The sequence below is a fragment of the Hymenobacter sp. M1-2 genome (genome assembly GCF_057808495.1).
In genome coordinates this window covers 1-14,067 of the sequence record NZ_JBTYZO010000031.1, presented here as the reverse complement: position 1 = coordinate 14,067, position 14,067 = coordinate 1, and the positions used below count along the sequence as shown (strand labels likewise).

The 14,067-nt window shown below is 66.0% G+C and carries 7 protein-coding genes; all 7 read left to right on the top strand.

Annotated elements, in window-relative coordinates:
- Window positions 1–67 precede the first annotated feature (67 nt).
- Window positions 68–1,744: a glycoside hydrolase family 43 protein gene (locus tag ACYSMN_RS22810; protein WP_488926234.1), complete on the top strand. Its 1,677-nt coding sequence runs from the start codon at window positions 68–70 to the stop codon at window positions 1,742–1,744.
- 29 nt (window positions 1,745–1,773) lie between these two features.
- Entirely contained in the window at window positions 1,774–2,967 is a 1,194-nt protein-coding gene (locus ACYSMN_RS22805; RefSeq protein WP_488926233.1) for a glycoside hydrolase family 88 protein, read from the top strand.
- Window positions 2,968–3,123: 156 nt separating this feature from the next.
- A complete protein-coding gene (locus ACYSMN_RS22800; protein ID WP_488926232.1) occupies window positions 3,124–4,326 on the top strand; it encodes a BT3233 family polysaccharide utilization protein in 1,203 nt (400 codons plus the stop codon).
- A gap of 93 nt (window positions 4,327–4,419) precedes the next feature.
- Window positions 4,420–6,654 carry a polysaccharide lyase family 8 super-sandwich domain-containing protein gene (locus ACYSMN_RS22795; protein ID WP_488926231.1) on the top strand — a complete coding sequence of 745 codons (2,235 nt, stop codon included), beginning with the start codon at window positions 4,420–4,422 and terminating at the stop codon, window positions 6,652–6,654.
- Between the two features lie 728 nt (window positions 6,655–7,382).
- Complete coding sequence (locus ACYSMN_RS22790; protein ID WP_488926230.1) at window positions 7,383–10,610, top strand: glycoside hydrolase family 2 TIM barrel-domain containing protein; 3,228 nt, start codon at window positions 7,383–7,385, stop codon at window positions 10,608–10,610.
- Window positions 10,611–10,673: 63 nt separating this feature from the next.
- Window positions 10,674–12,605, top strand: coding sequence for a heparinase II/III domain-containing protein (locus ACYSMN_RS22785; protein ID WP_488926229.1), 1,932 nt, complete (start codon window positions 10,674–10,676; stop codon window positions 12,603–12,605).
- 78 nt (window positions 12,606–12,683) lie between these two features.
- A partial coding sequence (locus ACYSMN_RS22780) for a glycosyl hydrolase family 28-related protein (protein ID WP_488926228.1) occupies window positions 12,684–14,067 on the top strand: 1,384 nt, incomplete at its 3' end.

Genomic DNA, 14,067 nt, shown 5'->3' with positions numbered 1-14,067 from the left:
CATCCGCTCGTTTCCTGCCCCTGCCGTTGACGGCCCGTCGGCGCCGGCCAGTTGTATCTCCTCCCTCATGACGAACCTATTCTGCTGGTCTTGGCGCCGGATTTTAGCTGCTCTTCTGCTGATACTGACCGGAGAAGCCGGGCCGGGGGGCCGCGCCTGGGCCCAGTCGCCCGCGGCCGGTGCCGCCCGGCCAGCCGCTACCGGCCAGGCGGCACCCCAGGCCACCTGGGGCGACCAGGGCAACGGTACGTACCGCAACCCCATCCTGAACGCCGACTACTCCGACCCCGACGTAATTCGGGTGGGCGCGGATTTCTACATGGTGTGCTCCGACTTTCACTTCATGGGCATGCCAGTGCTCAAGTCGCCGGATTTGGTGAACTGGACCATCGTGGGGCAGGTGTACAACCGCATCGACGCGGACACGTCCTACAACGCCATGCGGCGCTACGGGCGCGGCTCCTGGGCCCCGGCCCTGCGCTACCACGCCGGCAAGTTCTGGGTGTACTTCTGCACTCCCGACGAGGGCGTGCTGATGAGCACCGCTACCAAGCCTGAAGGTCCCTGGGCCCCGCTGCGGGTGGTGAAGAGCGTGCGGCGCTGGGAAGACCCCTGCCCGTTCTGGGACGAGGACGGCCAGGCCTACCTGGGCCACAGCGTACTCGGCGCCGGCCCCATCATGCTGCACAAAATGAGCCCTGACGGTACCCGGCTGCTCGACGAGGGCACCACGGTGTACACCGGCCCAGTGGCCGAGGGCACCAAAATCTACAAGCGCCACAGCTTCTACTACCTCGTTATTCCGGAGGGCGGCGTGGCCACGGGCTGGCAAACGGTGCTGCGCAGCCGGAACATCTACGGCCCGTACGAGCGTAAAATCGTGCTGGAGCAGGGCAAAACTGCCGTCAACGGCCCGCACCAGGGCGGGCTAGTGGACCTGGACTCGGGCGAGTCGTGGTTTATCCACTTCCAGGATGCCGGGCCCATCGGGCGGGTGGCGCACCTGCAGCCCGTGCGTTGGCAGGACGACTGGCCGCTGATGGGCCAGGACCAGGATGGCAACGGCATCGGCGAACCGGTGGCGGGCGGGGTTAAGCCGAACGTGGGCAAAGCCAGCAAAGCGGCCAAAAGCTACCCGGTGGCCGCCCCGCAAACCTCGGACGAGTTTACGGCTTCCGCCCTGGGCCTGCAGTGGCAATGGAACCACAACCCGGTGGCCGCCAACTGGTCGCTGCGCCGCAAACCCGGGTTCCTGGCCATTCTGGCCCTGAAAGCCGGCAGCCTGCAGCAGGCGCGCAACACTGCTACGCAGAAGCTCATGGGCCGGCGCGGCGTCATCACCACCAAGCTGGACCTGGGCGAGCTGGCCGACGGACAGCGGGCGGGCTTGTGCCTGCTGGGCAAGAAAAACTACGAAATCGGCGTGGTGAAGACCGGGGGTGCGGTGGCCGTTTTTGCCAGCCACGATGGGCAAGCCACCGCCGGGCCGGCCGTAACGGCGCCGGCCGTGTGGCTGCGCATCGCCGCCGACCTCGACCAAGCCACCACCCTGCAGTACAGCCTCGACGGCCAGACCTTCCGGGTGCTGGGCGGGCCGTGCGTGTTCGAGCCGGTGAACTTTTGGAAGGGCGTGCGGCCGGGCCTGTTTTCCTACAACGAAAGAGCCGCGGCCGGCACGGCCCTCTTCGACTGGTTTCGCTACCAGTACGACGGCCCGCTGGGCGGCCTGGCCCAGGAGCAATAAACCCGAATTCTTTCCCTACCCCGCTACTCATGCTTGCTTTTAAGCTGCGCACGGCCGCTTCTGTTCTTGCCCTTACCCTAGCCGCAGCCGGGGCGCCTGCGCCGGCCGTCATCGACGTGCCCGCTGCCCTGAAGCTGGCCGGCCAGCAGCTACAGCTGGCCGACAAAGCGCGCCCCGACACCAAGCGGCAGCCCTTTACGGTGAAGCCCGATGGCACGCTCAAGGACCGGGAGCCGGCCTGGTGGACCAGCGGCTTCTTTCCCGGCAGCTTGTGGTATCTGTACGAGCACTCGAAAAACCCAACCTACCGCCGGCTGGCTGAAAAGTGGACCGCCGCGCTGGAGCAGGAGCAGTTCAACACCGAAACCCACGATTTGGGCTTCATGCTCTACTGCTCCTACGGCAACGGCTACCGGCTCACCAAAAACCCGGCGTACAAGGCCGTGCTCGTGCAGGGCGCCAAGTCGCTGGCTTCGCGCTTCGACCCGAAAGTGGGCCTGATCAAGAGTTGGGACGAGCACAAAGGCTACAAATACCCGGTCATCATCGACAACATGATGAACCTGGAAATGCTGTTCTGGGCCAGCCGCGCCACCGGCGACGCGCGCTACCGCACCATTGCCGTCACCCACGCCGACAACACCCTCAAGCACCACTTCCGGCCCGACTTCAGCTCCTACCATGTGGTCTGCTACAACCCTGATGGCACTGTGGCCCGCAAGAAAACCGCCCAGGGCTATTCGGATTCGTCGGCGTGGGCGCGGGGGCAGGCCTGGGGGCTGTACGGCTACACGGTGATGTACCGCGAAACCAAGGACGCCAAGTACCTGCAACAGGCCGAGCGCATTGCCGACTTCTACCTGAAGCACCCCAACCTGCCCGCCGACCAGATTCCCTACTGGGACTTCAACGCCCCGGACATTCCCAAGGCCCTGCGCGACGCTTCGGCGGGCGCCATTGCCGCCTCGGGCCTGCTGGAGCTGAGCCAGTACAGCAAAGCGGGCCAGCAACGGTACTTCCGGGCGGCGGAGAAAATGCTGCAAACCCTCTCGACACCGACCTACCGGGCGGCGGTGGGCCAGAACAACCACTTCGTGCTCCGGCACGGCGTGGGCCACATCCCCGAAAACACCGAAGTGGACGTGCCCCTGGTGTACGCCGACTACTACTACCTCGAAGGCCTGCTGCGCTACGACAAGCGCCGCGCCGGCAAGACTATCTAGCTTCGACGAGAATTTCGCCAAAATATTCCGGGCCCGGCTGGGCTTGCCAAAGCCTTGCCGCCGCTTGCGCCGGGTGCTCGTGGGAAGGTACCTGCCGCAGCGGCCAAGCAACTTCGACAAGCCCAGCCGAGCCTTTAAGCCTGACCCAGACAACGCATGATTTCGACTTTGTTTCCCTGCTGGCTGCTGCTGGGCTTGCTACCAAGCTCGCCCAAACCGGTGCTCACCGTGCAGGTGCTCACCGTGCAGGTGCTCAACCGCCTCGGCGAAGCCCGGCCCGCCACCACCGTGGAGCTGGACCTGCGCCGGCTACAGCTGACGGCCGCGCCCGAGCGCCTGCGAGTGCGCGACCAGACCAGCGGGCAGCTGCTCGTCACGCAGCTGCTCGATGAAGACGGCGACCAGACGCCCGACCAGCTGCTCTGTCAACTCAGCCTCGGAGCCAAGGAGCGGCGGCGCTTGCTGATCGAAACCACCTCGGCTGGCCCGGCGCCGGCCGCGGCGCCCGTCAAAGCCTTTTCGCGCCTGGTGCCCGAGCGCATCGACGATTACGCCTGGGAAAACGACGTGGTGGCCTTCCGCACCTACGGCCCCAAGGCGCAGCAGCTCACCGAGGCTGGCAGCAAAGACGGCACCCTGACCAGCGGCATGGACTGCTGGCTCAAGCGCGTCAGCTTCCCCGTTATCGACAAGTGGTACGCCGGCCACGTGCAGGAGCCGGGCTTTTACCACCAGGACCACGGCGAAGGCTACGACCCCTACCACGTGGGCGACAGCCGCGGCTGCGGCGGCTTGGGCGTGTGGCACGAGCGGGACTCCACGCTGGCCGTGAGCAAGAATTTTGTCGGCTACAAAACCCTGGCCACCGGGCCCATCCGCACCGTGTTCGAGCTGACTTACGCGCCCTGGGCCGCCACCGGCCAGCAACTCACCGAGCGCAAGCGCATCACCCTCGACGCGGGCCAGCAGCTGAGCCGCTACGACGTATTCGTGACGACGGCCCGTGGCCCCGCGCCCCCGCTTACGGTGGGCATTACCCTGCACGAGAAAAAAGGCAGCGTAGCCAGCCGCCCGGCCGAGGGCTGGGTACGGCACTGGGAGCCCATCGACGACTCAGAGCTGGGCACGGCCGTGCTGGTGGCGCCCGGGCAGTTGCAGAAAACCTGGACCTACCGCACCGCCCGCAAAGACCAAAGCCACGTTTTCGCCCAGCTCAGGCCCGCCGCGCACGTGACTTACTACGCTGGCTACGGCTGGACCAAAGCCGGCCGTTTCAAGTCGGTGGCCGAGTGGGAAGCCTTCCTGAGCGCCGAAGCCCGCCGGCTGGCCTCGCCCGTGGAAGTGTCGGTGGTGCGGTAACCGTTTGCCTCGCGCCTTCTCACCGCTTGCTTTCCCGACGACGCCCCGGCGACCAACCCGCTCGGCCGCTCAGATTTTTCCATGCCCGTTCCGATGAGTCTTTCGCTTTACCACTGGCCTGCTTCTGCCCCATGTGCCCGGCCGCGCCGCCAGTGGGCCTGCCCGCGGTGGACGTGGCTGGTCGCGTGCTGGCTGGTGCTGCTCGGCTTGCCGGCGCAAGGCGCCACCGACGCTGAGCTGATAGCGCAGCGCCTGCGCGATAAAATGCTGCGCGAGGCGCCGGCCCCCAACCTCGACACCTGGCTGGGCACGCAGCGCCCCGACGGCAGCTGGCCCGACATCGACTACGCCGACCACAGCCACGCCGACTGGAAACCCTTGCAGCACGTGCTGCGGATGCGGGCCGTGGCCGTGGCCGCCGCTGCGCCCAACCAAGCAGCCGCTGACCCAACCGCCCTGCGCGCCAGCTATGGCCGCGCCCTGGACTACTGGGTGCGCCACGACAAGGAAATCTACTCCGGCAACTGGTGGTACGGGCGGCTGGGCGAGCAGATTCAATTGGGCGAGGCCCTGCTGCTCATGCGCCCGGCTCTGAGCGCCGAGCAGGTACAGGCCGGCAGCGCCCTGCTCGAAGCCAACGGCGGCGGCTGCGGCCTGAGCGACGTGTGCACCGGCCAGAACTTGGTGTGGGCCTCCACGGCGGCCATTTACAAAGGTTGCCTGGAAAACAACTCAGCCTATTTGCGGCTGGGTTTTCAGGCCATTCAGAGCACGATCACCATCACCACCGCCGACGAGGGAATTCAGCCCGATTTGAGCTTTCGGCAGCACCGGGCCCAGCTTTACGCCGGCGGCTATGGCCTGGGCTTCGTACGCGACGTGTCGGGCTGGATCAGCGTGAGCCAGGGCACGGCTTACGCGTTTGCGGCGCCGGCCGTGGAGCTGTTTTCGCGCCTGGTACTCGACGCCGACCAGTGGATGGTGCGCGGCGAAGTGTTCGACTACAGCACCCAGGGCCGCGAAATCTCCCGGCACGGCGTGAGCAGCAAAGCCCTGCAGTTGGCCGCCGCCTGCGACCGAATGGCGGCCCTGCGCACGCCCCGGCAGCGTGAGTTCGAGGCCTTGGCCGCCCACATCCGCGGCGCCGGCCCGGCGCCGCGTCGTGGCAACCGCCACTTTTGGCGCGCCGACTACATGGCCCACCAGCAGGCTGCTTTTTCGAGCTCGGTGCGCCTGTGGTCGACGCGCACGGCCGGCCTGGAGAACTTCAACCGCGAAAACATCAAAGGCTTTTACCTGCCCCAGGGCACTAATTTTCTCTACCGGCGCGGCGACGAGTACCGCGACATCTTTCCTGTCTGGGATTGGAGCCGGCTGCCCGGCGTGACCTGCCCGTACGCGCCCGTGCCGCCGCCCTTGCCCGCACCCGGCGAGTACCGCTACGGCAGCACGGCCTTCGTGGGCGGCGTGTCCGACGGCCGCTGCGGCCTGGCGGCCTTCGACTGCCGGCAAGACAGCCTGACGGCGCGCAAAAGCTGGTTTCTCTTCGACGAAGGCATTTTTTGCCTGGGCGTGGGCATCACGGCCAGCAGCCGCCAGCCGGTGTACACGAATGTAAACCAATGCCTGCAAACGAGCCCGGTAAGGTTTGGCAGCGGCCGAGCGGCGCAGCTGCTGGCCCCGCCCACGGCTGCGCAGCCGACGGTTGACCACCAACTGCCGGCCACCGAAACCAACTGGGCTTACCACGACAACGTGGCCTACGTTTTTCCTGCGCAGCCCGGCCAGGTGACCCTGCGCAATGCTGCCCAAACCGGCTCGTGGAAAAGCATCAACGACCAGTACAGCGCCGAGCCCATCACCCGCAACGTGGTCAGCCTCTGGCTCGACCACGGCCGCCGGCCCCGCGACGCCTCCTACCAGTACGCCGTGCTGCCCGGCGTAACGGCGGCCCAAGCTGCGGCCTACGCAGCCCGGCCGCTAGTGCGGGTGCTGCGCAACACGCCCGCGCTGCAAGCCGTGCATCACCAAGCCCAAAACCTCACGGCCCTGGCGTTCTACGAAACCGGACAGCTGGCTTTGCCCGACGGGTTTAGCATTTCGGTCGACCAGCCCTGCCTGCTGCTGGTGCACCGCCAGGGCCGCCAGCTTACCCTCACGGCGGCCAACCCGCGCAACGAAGCTCTTGACGTGACGGTAGAGGTGTCGGCGCGCCTGCGCGGCCCGGGCGCCGAGCGGGTGCCTGGCGCCAAGCTCAGTCGGGTGCGCTTTGCCCTACCCGGCGGCCCCGAGGCGGGCCAAAGCCGGAGCCAGCAGTTTCGGCTGTAGAAGTTGCTTTATAGGTATAGGTAACAGGTCATAAGTAGTGAGACACTGGACAAACAGCAATTGGCTGATAGTAACCATCACTAACCACTGACCACTAGCTGCCCACACCACGACGAGGCGCGCCCGCAGTAGGTGCTTGGGTCCTCCGGGCAGCTCAACGTGCTGATGAGCTGCGCTTCGCGGCGCGGGATATTCGCCTGCAAGGCGCGCTGCGCCTACATGCAGTGTAGCCGACCAAGACTGCGGCGCGGCGGACGGCATTACCCAGCGTTGGCGCCCCACCTGTTAGGCAAAACAGGATAAGAACTGTAGAGTCACTTGGGGCGATTAACGGACCAAAAGCGCTGGCCGACCTTCAGCCAAAGTATTTGTGACATTTCAAGTCGTGGAAATTTCGCTGCAAGCGTTGCCGCAAGCGTTGCCGGTAATATTTTAGCCACATGCCTTTACTAAATGGTTATTTCATCTTTATATTGGTTATGGGAACATTGGGGAAGCATGCACTTGGGAGAAACATGAAATTGAACATTTCAAATTTCATCCCGAGTGTTTGCTTCGCCACCTCCGCCGGTTGGGTTCCCGCTTGTCGGCTGCACGCCAGAACGAGCCACCCTGGGCCACACCCGGACGCGGGATGGGCCGGAGCGCTTCCGCCGATTACTTGCCCGCTCTGCCGCAGGCCGTTTGCCGAATAGCAACGGCCGGCCGCGCTTCCCCTGCCCTACCCCATGTCTTATTCCCACCCTATTCTGCTCATCGGGCTGCTGGCAGCCAGCTTCGCGGCCCAGGCTCAAGCGCCGATGCCGGCCGAGTGGCAGGACGAAAAGCTGGTCAACCAGAACCAGTTGCCGCCCCGCGCTACGTTTCAGGTGTTCGACCAGCTTGGCGACGCCCAGCGCCTCGACCCCACGCGCCCGGTGGCCAACTCCGCCCGCTACCTCTCGCTGAACGGCCCCTGGAAGTTCCACTTTGCCGCCCGCCCCGCCGAGCGGCCCACCGACTTCTTTCAGCCGGGTTTCGATGATGCCAAGTGGGCCAGCCTGCCGGTGCCCGCCAACTGGGAGCTGCACGGCTTCGGCATCCCGATTTTCACCAATATCATCTATCCCTTCCCGAAAAACCCGCCCTTTATCGACGAGCGGGACAATCCGGTGGGCACCTACCGGCGCACGTTCACCGTGCCCAAAAGCTGGGCCGGGCAGCAGGTGCTGCTGCACTTCGGCTCCATCACGGGTTGCGCGTTCGTGTTCGTGAACGGCCAGCGCGTGGGCCTGAGCAAGGTAGCTAAGTCGCCAGCCGAGTTCGACGTGACCCGCTACCTCCAGCCAGGCCAGAACCAGCTGGCCGTGCAGGTGGTGCGCTGGCACGACGGTAGCTACCTCGAAGACCAGGACTTCTGGCGCATTTCGGGCATCGAGCGCGATGTGTACCTGGAGGCGCTGCCACCCGAAACCGTCTGGGACTTTTTCGTGCGCGCCGACCTGGACGCCGGCTACCAAACCGGCCTGCTCGGCGCCGACGTCACGGTACGCCGCTTTGCCCGCCCCGGCGCCCCGGCGCCCCGCGCTGCTGCCGTGCGCCTGCAGCTGCTCGACGCCGCGGGCAAAACCGTGCTCACCCAGCAACAGCCGCTGCCCGGCACCGGCGCCGAGCCAACGGTGCACTTCACCGGGGGGCGCGTGCCCACGGTGCGCCGCTGGACGGCCGAAACGCCCGCCCTCTACACCTGCCTGATTTCTTTGCTCGACGCCAACGGCCGGCTCTTGCCCGGCGGCACGACCAGCAGCCGCGTGGGCTTCCGCAAGGTGGAAATCAAGAATGCTCAGCTGCTGGTCAACGGCCGGCCTATTGAGGTGCACGGCGTGAACCGCCACGAGCATGACGAGCGGACCGGCCACGTGACCACCCGGGCGCTGATGCTGCGGGACCTGGAGCTGATGAAGCAGCACAACCTGAATGCCGTGCGCTCCTGCCACTACCCCAACGACCCGGCCTGGTACGCCCTCTGCGACCAGTACGGCCTCTACGTGGTGGACGAAGCTAACATCGAAAGCCACGGGATGGGCTCGACCTCGTGGAACGCCAAGGTGGACACCACCACTCACGTGGCCTACCTGCCGAGCTGGGAGCCGGCCCACCGCGACCGGCTCAGCCGCCTGGTGGAAACCGACAAAAACCACCCGTCCATCATTATCTGGAGCCTGGGCAACGAGTGCGGCAACGGGCCCATCTTCCACGAGCAGTACCGCGCCGTCAAGCAGCGCGACCCCAGCCGGCCGGTGCAGTTTGAGCAGGCCAACGAGGACTGGAACACCGACATCATCTGCCCGATGTACCCGAGCATGGCCAGCATGAAGGCCCACGCGGCCGACTCTAAGCTCAGCCGGCCCTTTATCATGTGCGAGTACGGCCACGCCATGGGCAACAGCACCGGCAACTTTCCGGAGTACTGGGACATCATCCGCAGCAGCCCGCGTCTGCAGGGCGGCTTCGTGTGGGACTGGGTAGACCAGGGCTTGAAGCAAACCGACGCCTACGGCCGCTCCTACTGGGCCTACGGCGGCGATTTGGGCGGCCACGACCGCCACAACGACGAGAACTCCGGCGATGGCCTGCTCGGCTCCGACCGCCTGCCGCACCCCGGCCTCTACGAAGTCAAGAAAGCCTACCAGGACATCCGTTTCGCCAGCGCCCGGCCCGCCTCGGGCCGCGTCAACGTCACCAACGGCTTCAGCTTTCTCGATTTGCGTGGCTACCGGTTTCGCTGGCAGCTGGCCCGCAACGGCGTGGTGAGCAAGGAAGGCGCGTTCAACGTGACGGCCGCGCCCGGCCAGCAGCGGGAAGTGAAGCTGCCGCTGCCCGCCCTGCGCCCCGAGCCCGGCACCGAATACACGCTGGCCGTGTTTGCGCAAACCAAAACCGCCACCGACCTCGTGCCGGCCGGCCACGAGGTAGCCCGCGAGCAGTTTCTGCTGACGCCGACCGGCTCGTATTTCGCGGCGGCCCCGGCTACCGCCGCTGCCGCCTCGGCTCCCGCCGTGCAGTCGACACGTACCGGCGACCAGCTCAGCTTTATGGCCGGCGAGGTGAGCGGCACGTTTGATCTGAAAGCGGGCGCGCTCACAAGCTACCAGCGGCGCGGGCAGCCGGCCGTACTCACCGGCTTTCCGGAGCCGTACTTCTGGCGGGCCCCCACCGATAACGACTTCGGCAACGACGCGCCGCAGCGACTCGGCATCTGGCGCGCGGCCCACGCCAACCGTAAGCTGCAGCGCGCCACCGTGGGCGAGGCCACGGCCGCCGGCTTGTCCGTCACGCTGGAGTACCTGCTTCCCGATGTGCAGGCGCCCTACACCGTGACCTACCTCGTGCAGCCCGACGGCGCCCTGCACGTCACGGCGGCCCTGAACCTGGAAGGCAAGCCAGTGCCCGAGCTGCCCCGCTTTGGCATGCGGCTAGCGCTGGCCGGGCCCTACAACCAGGTACGCTACTACGGCCGCGGCCCGTTTGAGAACTATCATGACCGCAACTCGGCCGCTTTCTTGGGCATCTACCGGGATTCGGTGGCGGGCATGTACACCAACTACATGCGCCCCCAGGAGCACGGCTACCGCACCGACGTGCGCTGGCTGACGCTGCAAAACCGGGCCGGCCAGGGCCTGCGCATCGAGGGCAGCGGGCAGCCGCTGAGTTTCAGCGCCCTGAGCACCCGCACCGAGGACCTGGACCCCGGCCTGAGCAAAAAGCGCCAGCACCCCCACGACATTCAGCGCCACCACGGCCAGGTGTTCGTGCACGTGGACCTGAAGCAGCGCGGCCTGGGCGGCGACAACAGCTGGGGTGCCCTGCCCCACGACGCGTTTCGCCTCACCGGGCCGCAGTACCGCTACAGCTACACCCTGCGCCTGCTCGACGAACCGAAACTCCCACTCAACCCCACAGTAGGCAGCCGCTAAGGCCGCTTCCATGCCAAAGTCGTTTTCTCCTGCTCTCCGCCCCGCCCAACCATTTCCCACTACATGACCTTGCTCTCTTTATTCAGTCGCCTGCTGGTTTTGCTGCTTTGCCCGCCGTTGGTGGTGCTGGCGCAGCCGACAGGGCCGACCGGCCCTATTACGCCGGCCACCGCCGTGCCCGGCCACCCGCGGCTGCTATTGCTCCAAGGAGAAGAGCCGCGCTTGCTTGAAACCATCGAGGCCGACCCGGACCTGCTGAAAGTCCACCAGGCGCTGCTGGCCGAGTGCGACAAGCTAGTGGACACGCCGGTGCTGGAGCGCAAGCAGGTGGGCAAGCGGCTACTGGACGTGTCGCGGGAGTGTTTGCGGCGCGAGTTCTACCTGGCTTACGCCTGGCGCCTGACGCGGCAGGAAAAGTACCGCCGCCGGGCCGAGCAGGAACTGCTGGCCGTGGCCGCGTTCAGCGACTGGAACCCTTCGCACTTCCTTGACGTGGCCGAAATGACCACCGGTGTGGGCCTGGGCTACGACTGGCTCTACCAGGACCTGCCGGTAAGCTCCCGCGTCATCATCCGCGAGGCCATTCTCAAAAAAGGCCTGGAACCCTCGCTCGAAGCTAAGAACAACGGCTGGCAGAAGAACACCAACAACTGGAACCAGGTCTGCAACGCGGGCATGACGTTCGGGGCGCTGGCCGTGTACGAAGACCAGCCCGCGCTGGCCCGGCAGCTCATCAACCGCGCCATCGAAACCGTACCGCTCGCCATGCGCGCCTACGGGCCCGACGGTGCCTACCCCGAGGGCTACGGCTACTGGAACTACGGCACCAGTTTCAACGTGCTGCTCCTCAATGGCCTGGACAAGGCTTTCGGGCAAGATTTCGGCTTGGCCCGGCAACCGGGCTTTTTGAAAACCGCCAGCTACTTCCAGCACATGGATGGGCCCTTCGGCCAAGCCTTCAACTACTCCGACTCGGGTGGTGGGGGCGGGGTGCAGTCGCTCATGTTTTGGTTTGCCGACAAGCTCCGGGACCCGTCGCTGCTGTTTGTGGAGCGTAAGCGCCTGCGCGCCGCTGAACCGGCTAAAATGGTCAAGAACCGCCTGCTGCCCACCATGCTGCTGGCCAGCGGCCGCCTGGGCGGGCAGGACCCGCCGCCCCCCACCAGCCGGCAGTGGGTAGGCGGCGGCGCTAATCCGGTGGCCCTGATGCGCACGTCCTGGACGGATCCAAACGCCATTTACCTTGGGCTCAAGTGCGGCTCGCCCGCAGTCAGCCACGGGCACATGGACGTGGGCTCGTTCGTGCTCGATGCCGACGGGGTGCGCTGGAGCACGGATTTCGGCGCCCAGGACTACGAGTCGTTGGAGTCGAAGGGCGTCAAGATTTGGGACGCGAGCCAAGACGGCCAGCGCTGGCAGGTATTCCGCTACACCAACCAGGCCCACAGTACGCTCACCGTCAACGACGGCTTGCAAGTCGCGGCGGGTTACGCGCCGCTCACTGGCCACTCCGCCGCGCCGGCTTTCCTAAGTGCCACCACCGACCTGCGCCAGCTTTACCCCCCGCTGGCGGCCGCCCAGCGCGGCGCGGCCATCGTGGACGGGCGCTACGTGGTGGTGCGCGACGAAATCCAGGCCGCCGACCAAGCCGCGACGGTGCGCTGGGCCATGCTCACCGGCGCCACGGTAAAGCTGCTCAACGCCACCACGGCCGAGCTGATCAAAGACGGCAAAACCCTGCGCCTGGAGGTGCCCGAGCCGGCCGGTATCCGGCTGCGCACCTGGTCTACCAACCCGCCGCGCGACTACGATGCGCCCAACCCCGGCACTACGCTGGTAGGCTTTGAAGTGGCAGTACCAGCCCGTGCTACGCGCGCGCTCACGGTGCTGCTGGTGCCCCAAAGCGCCGGCCGCAAGGTGTCGCGCAAAGTCAAGTCCCTGGGTCAGTGGCCGCAGCAGCCGTGGCCGCAAACGCTGCCCGCCCCCGGCCAGTAGACTCGCCGGCAGTACCGCTCACAATTGCCAAACTGAAGCTCGCTCTCCGTTACTTTTTCTCCCTTTGCAACACTGCTCATGCAGAAAACTTTATTCGCTTTCTCGTTAATTATGAGCTTGTTGGGTGGAACAGCCAACCACGCTGTGGCCCAGGATGCCGCACCCACGGAAAACATTGTGTGCCCCGCCGATGCGGGCATCATCGACGTGACGGCGGCGCCCTACAACGCCGACAACACTGGCGCCACCGACGCCACGGCCGCCATTCAGCAGGCCATCAACGCGGCGCGGGGTTACCTCAAGGGCAAGACGGTGTATTTGCCCAACGGCACCTACCGCCTCCGCAACCGGCTCGTGTTCACCGCCGACCAGTTTCTGCACCGTACGCTTACTTTCCAGGGGCAGAGCCGCACGGGCACCATTCTGAAGCTGGACGACAACCTGGCCGTGGCGGCCACCAACCTGCCGGTGCTCAAGTGCTTCGAGCCGGCCAGCGGTACGCAGAACTTCACCAACAGCTTGTTCTCGACCAACATTGCCAACCTGACTATTAACACCGGGGCTGGCAACCCCGGCGCGGTAGGCATCAACTACTTGGCCAGCAACCAGGGGTTCGTGCGCAACGTGCTCATCAAGAGCGGCGACCCGGCTCGCGCGGGCCGCGCCGGCCTGGAAATAGCGGCGCCGATTCCGGGCCCGGCTTTCGTCAAAAACGTCACCATCGAAGGCTTTAACGTGGGCATCCGTACCCGGCTGCTGCAGTACGGCCTCACGTTCGAGAATATTACGCTGCGCAATCAACTGCAAGCCGGCATCCTCAACGACGCGCAAACGCTCTGCATCCGCCACTTGCTCAGCGAAAACACGGCGCCGGCCCTGCGCCAGACCAGCGGCGGCGAAAGCAAAGGCATCATCACGTTGATTGACAGCGAGCTGCGCGGCGGCGCGGCGGCGAACTACGGCATTGACCTGGCCGACGGCTTCCTCTTCGCCCGCAACATCACCACTACCGGCTACGCAGCGGCGCTGCGCGCTTTCGGTACGCCCGTGGCCGGCAGCAGCATCCGCGAGTACGTGTCCGGGGCCACGGCTTCGCTGCAGACGCCTGCACAGCCGGCTTCGCTGAACCTGCCCATCAACGAGACGCCGGAGGTGCCGCTCGATCCGCTCACGAGCTGGAAGAGCGTGGCCGATTTCGGGGCCGTGCCTGGCGACGGCGTGGACGACACGCAGGCCATTCAGAACGCGCTCAACTCGGGCTTTTCGACCATCTACTTTCCCAACTCCAAGAACATCGCTTACACCACCACCGCGGCCATTACCAACGAGGACCGCGGCGCCCGCTACGAGGTGTCGGCTACGCTCACAGTAGGACCGGCCGTGACGCGGCTCGTGGGCCTGTCGGTAGCCATCACGCCCACCGGTCCGCTGAGTTCGAGCCCGGCCAACCTGCCCGTGTTCA

Coding starts and splice junctions, on each gene's coding strand:
- ACYSMN_RS22810 (WP_488926234.1), top strand. CDS start 68: ATGACGAACCTATTCTGCTGGTCTTGGCGCCGGATTTTAGCTGCTCTT.
- ACYSMN_RS22805 (WP_488926233.1), top strand. CDS start 1,774: ATGCTTGCTTTTAAGCTGCGCACGGCCGCTTCTGTTCTTGCCCTTACC.
- ACYSMN_RS22800 (WP_488926232.1), top strand. CDS start 3,124: ATGATTTCGACTTTGTTTCCCTGCTGGCTGCTGCTGGGCTTGCTACCA.
- ACYSMN_RS22795 (WP_488926231.1), top strand. CDS start 4,420: ATGAGTCTTTCGCTTTACCACTGGCCTGCTTCTGCCCCATGTGCCCGG.
- ACYSMN_RS22790 (WP_488926230.1), top strand. CDS start 7,383: ATGTCTTATTCCCACCCTATTCTGCTCATCGGGCTGCTGGCAGCCAGC.
- ACYSMN_RS22785 (WP_488926229.1), top strand. CDS start 10,674: ATGACCTTGCTCTCTTTATTCAGTCGCCTGCTGGTTTTGCTGCTTTGC.